This window comes from Kurthia massiliensis (assembly GCF_000285555.1).
Lineage (GTDB): Bacteria > Bacillota > Bacilli > Bacillales_A > Planococcaceae > Kurthia > Kurthia massiliensis.
The window spans coordinates 294,983-311,178 of sequence record NZ_HE610999.1 but is presented as its reverse complement, the minus strand read 5'-3'; the positions used below and the strand labels follow the sequence as shown (position 1 = coordinate 311,178).

Here is a 16,196-nt window from a genome sequence, read left to right as displayed (position 1 = left end):
CCCCACTTCAAGCACGTTCAAAAAACGGCTAAGTGGGGGTAGTTCAATCAATATAGATTTTCAGCTTTATATAGTTGACGATAATAAGCATCTGTTTTCATTAATTTCTTATGTGAACCGTATGTTCGAATGCGACCATTTTCTAAAAAATAAACTACATCAAGTTCTGGCATTAACGATAAATGATGAGTAATCCAAATGACAGTTTTATCTTGGAGTGCGTCTAATAACGTTTTAATTAAGGCGCGTTCTGTCAATGGATCTAATCCAACAGTTGGCTCATCTAATAAAACAATAGGTGTCTTTTGTAAAATAATTCGTGCAAGAGCAATTCGTTGACGTTCTCCTCCAGAAAACCGATCCCCAAGTTCCCCAACATTTGTTTCATACCCTGCTGGTAGAGACATAATAAAATCGTGTAATTGAGCTTGTTTAGCAGCTTCAATAACTTCTGCATCTGTAGCGTCTATATGACCAAGACGAATGTTGTTCAAAATGCTTGTATCAAACAAATATGGCTTTTGTTCTAACACACCTACGATTTTTGACAATTGGTTCGTAATAGAAGCTGTTTGTATACCGTTGATTGTTACTTCCCCATTTGTTGGAACGTAAGCACCTAATAGCAGCTTACCAATTGTACTTTTGCCGGCACCACTTTTTCCAATAAGCGCTACATGTTGTCCAGGAGACAAACATATGTTTACGTTTGATAGTACGTCTTTTTGATGATATTGAAAAGATACATCTTTTAGTTCAACCTTTAATGGCGCCATTGGTAATGTACTAACCGGCATATGTTGTTGTTCGACATCCACACGCTTCAATTGCTCAAGTGACGCTTCATAAGTTGGTAAATGGCTCATTGCATCATTTAATGGAAAAAAAGCTTCAATGATTGGTAATAGTACAAGTGTAAAGGCTGCAACCCATAAATGTGAGAATGTGCCTGACGACGTTGCCTGTGCTACAAAATATAACATTGTGATTATTGTCAAAGCAGCGACGAACTGAAAAATTAGTTGATGGCGGTGATTGCGTTTTTGTATTTGTTTTTCAAATGCGTCATATTGTTGTGATCGTTGTTCAATTTGTGTCATTTTTTCTTCTGTACGTCCGCTTAGTTGCCAGTCATATGCGCCCATAATGCTATCTGTAACATCTTCATATAAACATTGTTGCATCACTTTTTGTCTTCGCATAGATTGGCGATTCGCTCTTAGTGAAATGTATGGAAGTACAAAGATGAGTAAACCAAGTAAAATAGCGATAAGTACGGCATAGCCGATATGAAAGAACCCAAGTGTGATGACCGATATACTATATAAAACGATTGCGCTGACAACCGGAAAAATCGTCTTTAAATAATAATTTTGTAAATGTTCTATATCGTCAGCAAGTAGTCCTAACAAATCACCAATGCCATATCGTTCTTTTAATGTATAAGCTTGGCGTTCTAATGATTGGAATAATTGAACACGCATCGTGGAAAGCATTGTCAAAACAAATGAATGACTCGTTAACTGTTGCAAATATTGTAAAACAGGTCGAGAAATACCGAATGCGCGTACTAAAACAATTGGTACATAGACGAGTAATATGTTTTCAGGGCGAATAGAAGATTTAACAATTAAATAACCTGATGTAAATAGCAATGCTGCTGATGCTATCATTGCCCCTACACCGAATATAATGGATGCTACCATCATTTTTCGGTGTGGTTTAACATCATATTTTATCTGATTGTTCATTTCGGATTCCTCCCTGTGCGGCAACCATGCGGGCATAAGCACCTTTTTGTGCCATTAGTTGCTCGTGTGTTCCTTGTTCTACAATACGTCCGTTTTCAATAAATAGTAACCAGTCCATTTCTTTCATCCAATGTAGACGGTGTGTCGCAAAAAAAACGAGTCGTTGTTCGAATAACGGTAACATATGCATTTTTAAGTTTAATTCTGTTTCAATATCTAGATGTGCAGTTGGCTCGTCTAATAATAAAATAGATCTGGGCTTTAACAGTGTGCGGGCAAGGGCAATACGTTGTTCTTGTCCACCACTAAATAGTCTACCTTTTTCACCAATCATTTCATCTAAGCCATTTGGTAATTGTGTAATAAACTCATCCAAACCCGCTTTTTCACAAGCGATTCGTATTTGTTCATCGGTTGCATCAGGCGCATACAAAGCGATATTATGACGCAACGTATCATGAAATATATATGGATGTTGAGGCATGTAATACAATTGAGATTGCCAGTTTTTATTTGTTAAAACAACAGGATGGCCATCAACAAGTATCGTACCATCACTATTTAAAAATCCGCCAATGAGTGATAACAAAGTTGATTTTCCTGCACCAGATGTGCCAACGATGCCAATTTTCTGATTTCCTGTTACATGGAATGAAAATTGCGCGCTGTTTCTTCCTGCGACGCCAATATCATTACACGTTAATGTGCTTGTAGATGACCATTGTGGTATAAACTGATCGACAGGTGCTGCTATATCAAGCGTATCAATAAGTTGAAAAGCATTTTTACCATCTAATGTAGCATGATAATCCGTACCAAATTGACGAATCGGTTTAAAATAATCAGGTGCAAGAATTAACACGATAAGTGCTGGTAATAATGAAATTTCTCCGTTCAATAAGCTTAGACCGAGAAAAAGGGCGACAATAGCAATAGACAAACTCGTAAAAAATTCTAACGAGAATGTAGACAGAAAAGCTACACGCAATGTTTTCATTGTCGCTTGACGATAAGCTTCGCTCACACGACGAATATTTTTGTCATACGTCTGGCTTCTTCCAAGTACACGTAAGGTGACAATACCACGAAGTGAATCAACAAAATGATTAGAGAGTTGTTTATACGTATCATATTGCTTATCAGCCATCGTCTTAGCAGCAAGGCCCAATAATGCCAGGAAGAATATTAAAATAGGAATAACGATGACAAGTACAACGGCCGATCGTTTGTCTGTTGTCCATATATAGCTAACAATTATAATCGGTATAATCATCATGTGTAAAAACTTTGGTAAAAATAGTTGAATGTATGTTTCTACTTGTCGAACCCCTTCTAAAGCGAGCGTTACGAGTTGTCCAGTACGAGTTTGGCGGTCAATAGAAAAAGCGTGTTGTAGCACTTTTTTGCGCAAAGTAACGCGTATTTTCTTTGCATAATGCAACATATATGTTTCTTCTATCGTTACTAATACTTGTCTCATCATCCAACAAATAAAAAAGGCGGTGAGGAATGGCCATTGATCATTGATGGCATGATGTTGGAATATATGTGTAATGGCTGTTGCAAGAGCAATTGATTGACCAATTATTAGCCCTCCTTGCAACAAAGTAATAATGATTAACCATATTGATGTAGTTTTAATATTTGGCAATTTCCATAATGCACGTGCCATCATTTCCATTCCTCATTTCTTTTTTAATTCAGTGGACGAATGCGTTTTCTAAATACATAGTAGCTCCAAATTTGATAGCCTAATACGAACGGTAAAAGAGTTACTGCAACTTTCGTCATGACAGACAGTGTGTAGGCTCCAGATGCTGCATTTGTAATCGTTAAATTGTAAGCAGGATCGATAGAGCTAATCATAACACGCGGGAATAATCCAACGAATAACATCACAATAACGGATGTGAAGGCAATCCCTGTCATGATGAATGCGAGACGTTCGCGTTTTTTTGTAGACCATAGCCAAGCAAAAATCGTACATACAAATGTGATTGTTAATAGGATCGGTGTTGCTAAAGGACGAACTGTAAAGAAATCAGTTGACGTATACGTTAAAGCAGCGAAAATGATTTCACCAGCTAATAAAATAATGAATAGGTTACTTAAATATTTTTTAGCACGAATACGCACGTCTCCTTCTGTACGTATTCCAATAAATGTTAAACCATGGACGAGTGATAATAGCATGACAGATACGCCGCCTACGATAGAGTATAGGTTCACATAATCTGTGAACTGGCCGTATAAATGCATATCAGCGTCGATTGGCATACCTTGTACGAGACTTGTAAATAGCACCCCTAGTAAGAATGGTGCAAGTGCGCTGCTAATAAAAATAAGCCAATGCCAGTAGTTAACTGTTTTATCAGTTTGTGCATGATGACTGTATTCAATCGCTACTCCACGTGCAATAAGAACGAGTAAAAACACGACGAATAATGTATAGTATCCTGAAAACATTGTGGCATACCAGTTTGGAAATGCAGCGAATAATGCGCCGCCAGCTGTAATAAGCCAAACTTCATTTGCATCCCAAAATGGCCCAATTGTAGACATTAGTTGGTGTCTTTCGTGCTGATTTTTCGCAATGAGTCGTGTGGACATGCCCACACCGAAGTCAAACCCTTCTAAAAAGAAGAAACCTGTAAAAAGTATGGCGATTAATGTAAACCAAAGTACGGGTAAATCCATTATTTAAACGCCTCCTTATCCATTAAATCGATATGTTTTGCTGTAGGTGTATCAACGATGCTAGGTCCTTGTTTAGCTACACGTGCAACCATCATGATCATAATAATAGCCAAAATGATGTAAGCAACACTGAATGACACCGTTGAGAATAGTAGCTGCCCGAATGATACGTTCGGTGATACAGATTGAGCTGTCGTATAATAGCCGAATACAGTCCATGGTTGACGTCCAATTTCTGTCATAACCCAACCCGCTGTATTGGCGATGAATGGTGCAGCAATGGAGACAATCATCGTCTTTAAATACCATGTTTTAATAGTAATATCACGTCGATTAAACCATAACCCTAATGCAGATAACACTAGCATCAGGCCACCAATTCCAGCCATAATACGGAATCCCCAAAATACGGGCCATACAGGTGGTATGTAATTTACATCTTCACCGTATAACTTTTCGTATTTTGTTTGAAGTGTTTTCATACCTTCAACAGAACCGCTAAATTTACCATAAGCTAAATAACTCAGCGCATAAGGTACATCAATTTGCCATGTGTTTTCTTGTTTATCTTGGTCACCAATTGCTAAAATTGTCCAAGCTGCAGGGTCTTCAGAGTCTTCCCATAGCGCTTCAGAAGCACCCATTTTCATTGGTTGTGATTCCATCAAATGTTTTGCTTGTTCATGTCCTGAAAGCATAATTCCTACAGATGCAATCATTGCAATGATCATAGAAAGATTAAATGATACTCTGAAAAAAGGAATTTCTTTTTTCTTCATCAGATTGTAAGCACTAATACCGCCAACGACAAAAGCACCTGTTCCAAGTGCTCCGAAAATTGTATGTGGAAATTCAACGAGCAACTGGGGATTTGTTAAAAGTGCCATAAAATCTGTCAATACAGCTTTACCATCTTGAATTTCAAAACCGACGGGCTCTTGCATAAATGAATTGGCTGCTAAAATCCATAATGCGGATAATGTTGTACCAAGCGTTACGAGCCATGCTGACAATGTAATGACCCAATCTGGTAATTTGCCACGACCAAACATCCAAATACCAATAAAGGTAGATTCCATGAAGAATGCTAGTAGTGCTTCTACCGCAAGTGGTGCGCCGAATACATCGCCCATAAATCTCGCATATTCGGACCAGTTCATCCCAAATTGAAACTCTTGTAAAATACCTGTTACAACACCAATTGCGAACGATAATAAAAATACTTTGCCCCAAAATTTTGCCATGCGTAAGTATGCTGGATTTTTCTTAAATAAATACATCGTTTCAAAAATTGAGACAATGAAGATTGTACCAATTGATAATGGTACGAAGAAAAAGTGGAAAATAGTGGTGATAGCATATTGCGTACGCGCAAGTAATAACATGTCCATTTCATATCCTCCTCTAATATAATTATTTTTCACACCCACAGTATACGCCTGAAACATAGGAAAAAAAGACGTAGAAAACAAAAAAAATTCACAAAACAGCGTCTGATTTGTGAAATAAATTATCTGTTTGTTTTGAATGAAAATGGTTATAAAATAGTTCTTTAGTATTTTATGCTGAGTAAGTAAATGACTAAAAACACGAAAAAAGCTGTCATATTGTTAATGTGGTGTGACACGCTCACAAAGCTGTCGACTTTTAAACACACAGATTTCACTTTTCTGTTTCAAACCTGTCAAATATTTTCGAAATATACCACTTTTATTTTTTAGCATTGTTTATGTGTCGCTGAAAAATAAATAGCATTATTGCTTTTCAATACGTCTATCCATTAATCTATTTTTTAGATAGAAATATTCTTTTTCATGAAAAATCGCTATCATTCGCATTAAAAATTCTGATTTTTCGGATTTTTTTGATGAAATATGTTAGAAGTAAATGCTAATATATGTTAATTTATTCCCAAAGAACTGAGCGGGAGGGCACAAAATGAATATTCACCAACTCATTAATATTGAAGCATTAGCACCGATTGAACTCGTAGCGGGGACAGCGCACACGAAGGCAATTAAAACCGTTACGATGATGGATACGCCGAACATTATTCCATGTTTATTACCACAAGAGTTAATCATTACAACGGCTTATCATTTACAACATAATGACGATTTTTTCATCGATTTAATTGAAGCAATGGCACGAATTGGGGGCGCGGGTATTGGTATTAAACTAAATCGATTTTTAACAGAAATTCCACCTGCTGTCATTGCAGCTGCAAATGAATGGGACGTACCACTTCTCGTTTTTCCAGAGACACTTTCTCTCGGTGAGATGAACTACGTGATTACTGAACATATTTTAAAAAGTGAAACGATTTTATTGAATGAAGCAATGGAAGTACAACGTCGTTTAATGGATTTATTGATGAAGGGACATCAATTGCCACGTCTTGGGCGTGAGTTGGAGCGCGTCCTAGGGTTGCCGCTTCATTTATTTACACCGTATTTAAAACCATTTAATCCAGCGTATACGAACGAACCGTTAGCGACAGTGCTAATACCGCATATGCCAGAGACATCGTTCTCAGTCGTTGATACGAAAACACATTACACATCATTTCATATTCCGACGAAGCATGACGCACCGTATCGCCTCATTGTCGAGTCGTTACCTTTACCGATGTCAGCTTCGCATCAATTTATTATCCACCAAGCGCTTCAAGTGTTTGGCTTTGCGCTTTTACAACACGAATTACTTGAACAACAACGCTACACACTCCACAACAATGAATGGCAACATTTACCCCGCATTCAACGCGATCAACCACTACCTTCTCAAACAGCAACATGGCAAATGGAAAGTGGCTTTATTTGTATGTATGGCTACGCGCCATCATCATTCAACGTTCACGTAAAACCATATCAGTTGCAACAAATGCTGACGCGCTTCGTCGAAGATCAACGTTTACCGATGCAAGTATTTATGGAAGACCATCATATCTTCTTACTTTATGCCGTCAAAGAAGTAACTGTTGATACGACCGCATTTTTAAAAGAAATGTTACTAGCGATGAGTCAACAATTAAAGCGTTTCTTTGGTCTTGCTTATCAATTTGGCGTCAGCAACCCTGCGCCAACGATGTATGAAGTAAAACGTGCGTATGAGGAAGCGAAAACGACTGCTGTGGCAGGCGCACCACATACCGTTCGTTTCCATAAACGTAAAACGATTGTCGAACTTTTTGAAATGATTCCGAATAACGATTTAATCCGCTATGCACAAATGACATTCCAACCGTTCCAACATTTAAATAAAGAGGAACAAGAAATTTTACTAGATACATTGCATACGTATTTAGAAACACATTGCCAAATTTCTGATACGGCGAAACAACTGTACGTACACCGTAATACTGTTTTATATCGTTTAAATAAATGTAGTACGTTGTTACAAAAAGATTTAAAAGACCCAGAAGTGACGATGCAGTTGCGATTAGCGCTTCGCATTCGTAAAACGTTGCCGCAAACGACATAAAAAAAGACAGTGATGATCACTGTCCGTCGATGAATGATAAGTTTGATGTTATAACGCCTAGATGTTGAAGCGCATGCATAATACCGCCGTCGTGTGCAGGCACTGTCACATATTCGGCGTGTGCCTTCACAACGTCAGGTGCATTGCCCATTGCGACGCCAAAGCCTACGTACGCCAACATGTCTATATCATTGTAACCATCTCCAAAAGCCATCGCTTCTTCAGGTGTGCAATGATACGCCTTGAGCACTTCAGCAATCGCGCGTGATTTCGATACGGGCTCTGTCAGCACCGTAACGATTGTTTCGTGCCAACGTTGAAATGTCACATCTGGAAAGGCATCGATATACGGTGTCATTTGATCTTCTGTCGCAATTAAACACATTAAGTTTGTCGGATACATCGGCGAAGGAAGTTGCTTCGGTGTCGCATCTAACATGAAAGCATCGTGTAATGCATAGGCAAGTTGCGGTGTATCAAGACCGTTGTAAAAGAAATCCTCACAATAAAATGTCATCGCATGTCCATTTGTTTCAGCTAGTGTCATTACTTGTTGTTGGAATGCGGTGTCTACATTTGCGCTATAGAGTACGTTGTCATATTGACAAACGTATGCCCCATTTGCCGTAATAAATGTGTCAAAGCCAAGATCTTTCAGCGCGCCACACATAGAATAAGGACGCCCTGTTGCAGCGATGATATGAATACCTTGTGCTTTCAATTGTGCAATTGCATCAATCGCACTTTGTGGAATGTCGCCTGTGATGCTACTCGTTAACGTTCCATCTATGTCAAAAAAGATAATTTTCGGTTGTTTCATCAGATGTTCCTCTCGTCGTTGAAGTAAGTAATTGTCTTTTTCTATTGTAGCATCATCTACTGTAGATACGAGCAAAACGCGCTAAATAAGGAGAGGTATACAAATAAGTTTTGACTATAAACGTGAGGAGCGGTCGCTTAAGCGCATTTTTCTCAACTGTTCTTCTAATGGTCACACGCCATATTTTTCGATATCAAACCATTTATCGAACGTATTTTGGATATGTTTATGCACGTTTTCTCCTTATAATATTTACTTTTTAGTCGTTAATTTTTCAACTGCAAAAATCACAATAATTCCAACGAACATGTATAGGAACAGTTCTAAAAATCCTTTAAAACCATCTTTCCAAAATGCATAGGTTAATCCGATGATTACAATGATGATTACGTACATATAACTTTTTTTGAATCGAATCTTGTTCAACTTGTACACCGCTTTCTAAATATTTAAATGTCATCGCATCTCCAATTTTTTCTAACCGCTTCTAATTTTCGAATTTGTTGAACGTGCTCGTCAAAATTATCTTTGTCTAACCATTTTGTCATCGCTTGTTTATGCAATCATTCTTCTTGCAACATGGAAAACCAGCACGTATTTCTTAAACGATTTTTGTAAATGACTGCTTTTCTCAAAGTCCCTTCATATGTAAATCCTAAACGTTTTGCTGCTTTGATGGACGATGTGCATTAAGAGCATCACATTTCCACTCATAACGTCGATATTGCAATTCATCAAATACATAAGACGCTAATAATTGATGCGCCTCTGTTGACATACGCGTGCCCTGTAAGGCGGTAGAAAAAATGACATCATTATCTTGATCAATTCTCATCAACGAGAAAATGCCTATCGGTTCGTTCATTTGTTGGTTCAACACGACATAACATATGACGTGCTCGTTATTTTTTAATGAAGCATCTATGCCAGTGTTTCCTCATCTGTTGAATAGACTTCTGATAAATATGTCCAATGACGCGCTTCTGTTTGCGCAAATGCTTTACAAAGTGCTGGAATATGGTCAGCCGTTAGCTTTGTGATTGTTGTATATGTCCCACCAGCGTACATATCGCCTGGAAATTTTCGTTTTGTCCAATTGTTTACGGCTTCCCCAATTGGTTGATGATATTCATTCATACGTGACACGTAATAACTCTTTTCGCTATGAGCAGATTATAAAGGTTTCCAATTAGGATCTCTACGGTCGGTTTGAAGCGGTTTTCGTGTAAATGCTTTACAATATTCGTCACACGCCCCAAATTTTAAGAAATTTTGTTGCGCTTGCTTTAACGAAGGTGTATTTGCACCGCCGTCATATGTAGGGTCTTCGAATTGAATAAGATCGTCTTCCCAATAACAAATGCTACATATATCAAAGGTTCCAGGTGGTTCTTCGTCTAATGTTTGATAGCCACAACATGGGCAAGTATATTTCATTTGTGGAGGCTCCTTTTAAAAGTATTATTAGAAAATTTTAACATACTTTGAGCGTTTGTCTATATTGATACATTACAAAAACCGCTACTCCGTATTATTAGAGTAGCGGTTCTTTAAGTTTAATTTAGATTATCCTGCTGCACCTGGCCCTACAGGTAATAGGCAGTTATTAGATATATAAGCTTTTTTGCCTTTATAAGTTACTAACGAATAGTAGCGTTTTTCTTTTTTGTTATACACACTTTTTTTGGCCGTTAAAAATGTGCCATCTTTTAATCTACCTACTATACGATTCTTTTGACTAGGGCCACTTCTTACATTTACGTAACTATTTACATTATCAAGATACACCCTAACTGTAATCGCTTTTGCACTTGCTTCCATTTTTTGCTCGGGTAATGAAGCGAAAACTGTACTTCCACCAATGGCAATCGCTGCTGCTAATAATATTTTTTTCATATAAATCCCTCCCTCTTTCACATTAACAATTTTTGGAATAATAAGGAATAATAGATTTATATCATTCACGTTAATTATGTGTGATTCATATTTTTTTCAAGTTTTATATTCAAAAAATGATAACGAAACAACTCAAAAATCCGTTCCAAGTCATCACTCGGAACGGATTTCTTCGTTTAATCTGTTTCTTTCATGTCTTGCAACAATTGCTTCAACTCGTCTGGTGTTAAAACATTATGTGGGTCCCGGTGAATCATGCGATGATAATTCGCACATAACGGGACGAGGTCGGTTGCGGGATTAACGATAGTTTCTTTCTTTTGATGTAATGGCTTGATATGATGCACTTCAATATAGTTTGGACCACGTGCACCGTACACTTTTTCAAAATCAAATCCACAAACTGTACAAGTTGTTCCATGTATATCAATCGCACGTTGACGATTTACAGCATCACGCTCATAACGTTGACCATAATACGTTTGTAATTTTCCTTCTAAGCGACCTCCTTCGATTTCCATCGCTTGTAAATCATCTTCAGCAGAAGGCCCGTGCCATAATTTTTCAATGACTTCTGCATGCGCTGGCGCAATCAAATAGTTTGTATGTTGACTCATACGTAAAATAAGAAGTTGTTCTAATGATGCGACGCTACGAAGTTTTTCTCTTGTCAGGCGAGGTATTAAATCTACTTCGAGCACTTGAAGGTCAATAGATGGGTAATCTGCAATAGCCATATCTTCTTTCCAATGTTCCGCGTGATTTAATTGCGTTACTGCATTATAAGGCACTTTCGTCACTTTACTTTTAGCAATCATACCACCAGTGCCTTTTTTGCCACCATCTAAACGCCAAATAAAGACGGTATCACCAACTTGCATTTGATCTGCCAAATATTTTTGGCGTACAGACCACGTCATGTGTTCATTATAAACATTAAAAAAGACACCTAAAACGCTAGGTATCTTTCAAACACATATTAAAACGTTGATAAGCCTGTAAATTCTTGCACGCGGTACAGAACTGTTTTCCACATAGAATCATCGGCAAATTGGTCGTAATCGACAGTGTATGTGCCATCTTCGTTCGTCCATAAGCGATTAAAATAATTTTCCATCTGTGTAGAAATGGCCGCTGTGCGTGGTGCTTGTATATATACGTTTGTTTCTAAGTTATAATCTTCAATATTTCGTCGTGTGAAGTTCGCAGAGCCGCCAATGATCGTCGTTTGGTCGGATTGTTGAAGCATGAGGAACTTACTATGGAATTGTTCACCATGCGTGTCATACCAACGAATCGTTATATTTGGCTCCTTTGATAATTCATGCGCGACAGGTCGGTTTGGCACACCATTTTTCTTAATGCCAAATGCATCGCGGTTCGCATCGAGTATCATTTGAATGTCGACATCACGTGCTGCAGCATCTTTTAGCGCATGAATCAACTCGCGCTCCGCAATGTAAAATACGCCAATTTGTAGCGTATCCCCTTTTCGTGCTTGCTTAATCGTCTTTAACATCGCTTGTTGAATTTGGCCTTCGGTAATGACTTTCACACCAATCTCGCCTTTTGATGCGTCATCAAATAGATGTTTCGGCAACGATTTCCCACTCATTTGCATTACTGCATTTTCTGACGTATAAATATCTTGTAGCACGCCACCGCTGACAACAAAGCCGATGTTAGAATGAAGGCTACTACCATCGTGTGATACATTAGCTGACATAATGAGCGCTTCCTTTTCATTCAACACAATTTTGCGATGATTCGCTTTAAAGTTAATTAAGTTTAAATAAGCACCGACAGACATTTTGCCACCGTCTGGATTGAAGGCGTTCGGTAAAAAGCTATTTTGTGAAATTGGCCACCATTGTAAGTAAGAGCGCCATAAACTCGAATAAAATGGATTGGAATCACGAAGCGGTTTTAAGTTCGTAATGACAACGTCGATATCGGCTGCGGTCAATGCATCTAAAAAGCGTGAATCATTGGCGCCATACGTTGTATTGATCGGATCAGTAATCACATGGATCGGCATATTTGGTCGTTGTTTTTTCTTTTGAATGAGCGCATTTGTTAATTGTGCTGCGCGATCATCATAAGTTGCTTTTTGGTGATTATAGTCGTCATTATATAAAAATAAATCAACGACGAGCACTTCTTCTGCCTCTTTAATAAGTGTTAATGCTTGTTGGAATAACGCATGGTCGTGCTGTTGTTTGCCATTTTTTTCATACGTAATGTCAGAAACGAATGTGACGTCATCTGTTTGGTGCAATGGTCCAGCCATTGATAAATCTGTAGGCAAGCTTTTTTGTGTATGCCAATTCCACATGAATAATGGCAGCAAGATTAGTGCACATATAATTAATTTTATCCATTTTTTCAACCAAAATCCTCCTTAAACCTTTTTTTGAATATTATAACATTAAAAGTGCAAAAAAATGGTATCGCCTTTAAGACGACACCATTCGAAACATGTTGCTATGCGTTTTCTAATTTGAAATATTGAATGTCTGCTAATAGTTTTTCTGCACGTTTCGCTAAATCTTCAGAAGCACTATTAATTTCTTCCATCGTTGATAACTGTTTTTCAGATGTAACGGCCACATTTTCTGAGTAGTCAGAAGCATTTTTTGATAAGCGTGAAATTTTTTCCATCGCATCTACGATTTGGTTGGAAGAATGAGCCATTTCTTCTGCGAAATTTGTAATATCGGTAATTTCATTCGTAATATGTTGAATCGCTTCGTTAATACGTGTGAAACCATCACCGACAACAGATACTGCTTCAATACCGGCAGCGACATCTTTCGTTCCTTGATCCATAGACGTTACTGCGTGTTGTGTTTCTTGTTGGATTTCTTGAATCAATGCGGCGATGTCGTCAGCAGATTGTTTAGATTGCTCAGCAAGTTTGCGTACTTCATCAGCAACGACAGCGAAACCTTTCCCATGTTCACCAGCGCGTGCCGCTTCAATCGCAGCGTTTAACGCTAGTAAATTCGTTTGATCTGAAATTTCGGTAATGACGTTGACGATATTTGCAATTTCAGATGAGCGCTCATTTAACAAGCGAATGCGTGAAGCTGAATCAGTTGTTGAATGATTGATTTGTTGCATTTGTTCGACGACGTGATCGATGGAAATTTGACCGCGCTCTGTCATTTTTAACGCTTCATCAGATAATGATGATACTTCATTTGTAGCATGTGCAACACGTTCAACGCCTGTTGAAATTTCTTCCAGCGTTTGTTGATTGTTCGTAATATGTTCTTCTTGTAAGCGTGAGCCTGAAGCGACTTCTTGGATAGATGACGTAATATGTTGCGTCGCTTTTGAAGATTGTTCAGTACTTGCGAGTAATTGTTGCGCAGATGCCGCAACGAACGTACTGCTTTGTGATACATTCCCAACGAGTTTTTGTAGTTGGTGAATCATCGTGTTAAAGCTATGTGCAAGCTCTGCTAATTCATCTTTTGAATCAATGAATACTTCTTTTACGGCTAAGTTACCAGCAGCGACTTCTTTTGTCGCTTGTGATAATTTTTCGATAGGGCGTGTTAAGAATCGCGCGAAGAAGATGGCGATTGCGACGCTAATAATAATTGTGATGACCATTAAAATAACGAGTAATGTGAAAGAAGTTTGTGCTGCTTTCGCATTTTCATTACTTTTTTCTTTTAACGTATTGGCCGTACCATCGGCAAAGTCTTGCGTTTCTTTCAACATTTTTTCACCGACTGGGTGTAATTCATTTTTCCAAAACTGTTGCATTTCGGCATTCTTTGCGCCGTTTTGTTGCATTTTTACGAGCTGTTGGAATTTCTCATCAAATTGTGTATTTAAAGATAACAGTTCATCGACAATGGCGATATTTTTTTTAATCGTCATATTAGCACGTGCTTTCGTTAAAATATCATCAATTTCATCGTGCGCTGTGTTGAAACTATCAATATTTGCTTTGTCGTTAGACAGTAGTAAGCTTCGTGTAGCAAGTGATTCATTAGAAGCTTTCGTAGCTACGGTTTGGACGCTATCACGCAATGAAGCTTGGCGCGACATTAAATCAGTGTACGAGTTGGTTGTCGACTTTAATGAATAAAGTGAGTAACCAATAACAGCGATGAAAATAAGCGTCAAACTTAAAAACATCAGCAATGTTTTCATTTTTAAACTTTTCATGATGAAGATGCTCCTTTAATGATTATTACTAAAATTGTATATTTAATCGAGCATAAAAATCTTCAATGAATGCTTAAAAAAGTTAAAATTGTCCATATTAAAGAGATTATGTGCATAAAGACGTACATATCAAAAGAACCATTTATTATACATGTTATATAAGTAAATAGATTTATATTTGATATCATTTAATTATGTACAATGAAATAGACTATGCAGTTATTTTCCAATATTGCCTAGGCTATGATGTCTAATAATGTTAACGTAATTTTTGAAGGCGTTTATCGAAGCGTTCGTACCAATTTGCGGCTAGCGCATCTACATGTATAATTTTTTCCATCGCTGCGACATTTTTTGCATCATGAAAATACGTATTGTTGCCGAATAATACCGTCACATTGTCTTGATGTTTTTCAACAAGGGTAATCGGTGAATCACTACGAACGTTGCCCTCTTCTAATACGCGGCATAAGTAACCTGTAAATCCTGTTTCCACCATTCGCTTCATCATCGTCGAAATCCCAACGCGACGGTCAATCGTATTACATGGAATGCGTCCTTGTGTAATTTGAATGACAGCTTCACCTACGCGATAAATATCACCAATTGCGACTTCTTTTTCTAACATGCCACTCACGGTTAAATTTTCACCAAATGCAGCTGGTGGTAAAGTCTTGCCAAACTCTATTTCCCATTGCGCATAATGTTCAAATGGATAAATGCACACCGCACGATCAGGGCCGCCATGATGTTTCGTATCTGCAATGCCATCCCCTGTAAATCCATCCTTCGATAAAAAAGCTTCTGTAACGGCTTCTTTACAAATGCCCGTTTCCATCGACTTTCCTTCACCGTATGTCATTTGTTTCGGCTTTCCGACTGAAAAGTACTGAATTGTTGCCATGTTCCATACCCCCTATGTATTTGTAGATGATTGTAACATAAGAATTGAAAAAAGCAGCTACCTTTGTGATAACGGTAGCTGCTGATATTCGTTTATATTAATCTTCTGCGATGACTAATGCTGAGTAAAATACTTTACCAGAAAAGTCGTCAGGATTTACGACCGTTGAAAATTGAATCGTATATTCTCCCTCAAATGATTCTAGTGTGCTTTCTAATTGTCTTTCAAATTCCCCAATATTATTGCCTGAAATTACTTTTACTTTCTTCCCCACAAAATCACCTCCATATTTTCTATACCCCACTTTCATACGGACGTACGTTAGAATGGCATATGTTATACGAATGTGATATTTCTTACACTTTGTCATATAGATGTAAGATTAGTGAAATAACAATGCTTCTTCCTCAATGAGAGCGCCTCCCTGTCTCCTTTTATGTTAAAATAATGTTAACAACCG

Annotated in this window: 15 protein-coding genes; 1 reads left to right on the top strand and 14 read right to left on the bottom strand. The window is 37.9% G+C overall.

The annotated features are described in order from the left end of the window. Nucleotides 1-47: 47 nt before the first annotated feature. The 4 genes from cydC to KMHG_RS17825 are packed head-to-tail and all read right to left on the bottom strand — an operon-like array spanning nt 48 to nt 5,839. A complete protein-coding gene (cydC, locus tag KMHG_RS11195; protein ID WP_010289575.1) occupies nt 48-1,751 on the bottom strand; it encodes a thiol reductant ABC exporter subunit CydC in 1,704 nt (567 codons plus the stop codon). Then, a complete protein-coding gene (cydD, locus tag KMHG_RS11190) occupies nt 1,729-3,426 on the bottom strand; it encodes a thiol reductant ABC exporter subunit CydD (RefSeq protein WP_044504682.1) in 1,698 nt (565 codons plus the stop codon). Before cydD ends, cydC begins: the two co-directional genes overlap by 23 nt. Before the next feature lie 20 nt (nt 3,427-3,446). Beyond that, entirely contained in the window at nt 3,447-4,448 is a 1,002-nt protein-coding gene (gene cydB / locus KMHG_RS11185; RefSeq protein WP_010289573.1) for a cytochrome d ubiquinol oxidase subunit II, read from the bottom strand. Then, the gene (locus tag KMHG_RS17825; RefSeq protein WP_010289569.1) at nt 4,448-5,839 is read right to left on the bottom strand and encodes a cytochrome ubiquinol oxidase subunit I; all 1,392 of its coding nucleotides are present in this window, start codon (nt 5,837-5,839) and stop codon (nt 4,448-4,450) included. Before KMHG_RS17825 ends, cydB begins: the two co-directional genes overlap by 1 nt. Nucleotides 5,840-6,386: 547 nt before the next feature. On the opposite strand from KMHG_RS17825, the gene KMHG_RS11175 reads away from it, so the two are divergent. Further along, nucleotides 6,387-7,931 (top strand): PucR family transcriptional regulator, encoded by a 1,545-nt coding sequence (locus KMHG_RS11175; protein WP_010289568.1) that lies wholly within the window; start codon nt 6,387-6,389, stop codon nt 7,929-7,931. 16 nt (nt 7,932-7,947) lie between these two features. On the opposite strand, the gene KMHG_RS11170 is transcribed toward KMHG_RS11175, so the two are convergent. The 10 genes from KMHG_RS11170 to KMHG_RS19105 all read right to left on the bottom strand — a co-directional run bounded on the left by KMHG_RS11170 (nt 7,948) and on the right by KMHG_RS19105 (nt 16,010). Then, nucleotides 7,948-8,751 carry a Cof-type HAD-IIB family hydrolase gene (locus KMHG_RS11170; RefSeq protein WP_010289563.1) on the bottom strand — a complete coding sequence of 268 codons (804 nt, stop codon included), beginning with the start codon at nt 8,749-8,751 and terminating at the stop codon, nt 7,948-7,950. A 655-nt stretch (nt 8,752-9,406) separates the two neighbouring features. Further along, on the bottom strand, nt 9,407-9,616 hold the full coding sequence (locus tag KMHG_RS19450; RefSeq protein WP_338035169.1) for a GNAT family N-acetyltransferase: 210 nt from the start codon (nt 9,614-9,616) through the stop codon (nt 9,407-9,409). A gap of 56 nt (nt 9,617-9,672) precedes the next feature. After that, nucleotides 9,673-9,897, bottom strand: a complete 225-nt coding sequence (locus tag KMHG_RS18445) for a hypothetical protein (protein WP_010289561.1) — start codon at nt 9,895-9,897, stop codon at nt 9,673-9,675. Between the two features lie 27 nt (nt 9,898-9,924). Continuing rightward, nucleotides 9,925-10,188, bottom strand: a complete 264-nt coding sequence (locus KMHG_RS11155; RefSeq protein WP_010289560.1) for a CPCC family cysteine-rich protein — start codon at nt 10,186-10,188, stop codon at nt 9,925-9,927. Between the two features lie 129 nt (nt 10,189-10,317). Continuing rightward, on the bottom strand, nt 10,318-10,647 hold the full coding sequence (locus KMHG_RS11150; protein ID WP_010289559.1) for an SH3 domain-containing protein: 330 nt from the start codon (nt 10,645-10,647) through the stop codon (nt 10,318-10,320). 176 nt (nt 10,648-10,823) lie between these two features. Beyond that, nucleotides 10,824-11,567, bottom strand: a complete 744-nt coding sequence (locus KMHG_RS11145; protein WP_010289557.1) for an EVE domain-containing protein — start codon at nt 11,565-11,567, stop codon at nt 10,824-10,826. 59 nt (nt 11,568-11,626) lie between these two features. Then, entirely contained in the window at nt 11,627-13,036 is a 1,410-nt protein-coding gene (locus KMHG_RS11140; RefSeq protein WP_010289554.1) for a phospholipase D-like domain-containing protein, read from the bottom strand. A gap of 95 nt (nt 13,037-13,131) precedes the next feature. Continuing rightward, nucleotides 13,132-14,832 carry a methyl-accepting chemotaxis protein gene (locus KMHG_RS17815; RefSeq protein ID WP_010289550.1) on the bottom strand — a complete coding sequence of 567 codons (1,701 nt, stop codon included), beginning with the start codon at nt 14,830-14,832 and terminating at the stop codon, nt 13,132-13,134. Between the two features lie 259 nt (nt 14,833-15,091). Then, nucleotides 15,092-15,736 (bottom strand): MOSC domain-containing protein, encoded by a 645-nt coding sequence (locus KMHG_RS11130; protein ID WP_010289549.1) that lies wholly within the window; start codon nt 15,734-15,736, stop codon nt 15,092-15,094. Between the two features lie 97 nt (nt 15,737-15,833). Continuing rightward, entirely contained in the window at nt 15,834-16,010 is a 177-nt protein-coding gene (locus KMHG_RS19105; RefSeq protein WP_154647372.1) for a hypothetical protein, read from the bottom strand. Between the last annotated feature and the right edge of the window lie 186 nt (nt 16,011-16,196).

What these genes read in the sequence shown, in the direction of transcription:
- cydC (WP_010289575.1), bottom strand. Translation starts at nt 1,751, where the DNA reads ATGAACAATCAGATAAAATATGATGTTAAACCACACCGAAAAATGATG.
- cydD (WP_044504682.1), bottom strand. Translation starts at nt 3,426, where the DNA reads ATGATGGCACGTGCATTATGGAAATTGCCAAATATTAAAACTACATCA.
- cydB (WP_010289573.1), bottom strand. Translation starts at nt 4,448, where the DNA reads ATGGATTTACCCGTACTTTGGTTTACATTAATCGCCATACTTTTTACA.
- KMHG_RS17825 (WP_010289569.1), bottom strand. Translation starts at nt 5,839, where the DNA reads ATGGACATGTTATTACTTGCGCGTACGCAATATGCTATCACCACTATT.
- KMHG_RS11175 (WP_010289568.1), top strand. Translation starts at nt 6,387, where the DNA reads ATGAATATTCACCAACTCATTAATATTGAAGCATTAGCACCGATTGAA.
- KMHG_RS11170 (WP_010289563.1), bottom strand. Translation starts at nt 8,751, where the DNA reads ATGAAACAACCGAAAATTATCTTTTTTGACATAGATGGAACGTTAACG.
- KMHG_RS19450 (WP_338035169.1), bottom strand. Translation starts at nt 9,616, where the DNA reads ATGAACGAACCGATAGGCATTTTCTCGTTGATGAGAATTGATCAAGAT.
- KMHG_RS11155 (WP_010289560.1), bottom strand. Translation starts at nt 10,188, where the DNA reads ATGAAATATACTTGCCCATGTTGTGGCTATCAAACATTAGACGAAGAA.
- KMHG_RS11150 (WP_010289559.1), bottom strand. Translation starts at nt 10,647, where the DNA reads ATGAAAAAAATATTATTAGCAGCAGCGATTGCCATTGGTGGAAGTACA.
- KMHG_RS11145 (WP_010289557.1), bottom strand. Translation starts at nt 11,567, where the DNA reads ATGACGTGGTCTGTACGCCAAAAATATTTGGCAGATCAAATGCAAGTT.
- KMHG_RS17815 (WP_010289550.1), bottom strand. Translation starts at nt 14,832, where the DNA reads ATGAAAAGTTTAAAAATGAAAACATTGCTGATGTTTTTAAGTTTGACG.
- KMHG_RS11130 (WP_010289549.1), bottom strand. Translation starts at nt 15,736, where the DNA reads ATGGCAACAATTCAGTACTTTTCAGTCGGAAAGCCGAAACAAATGACA.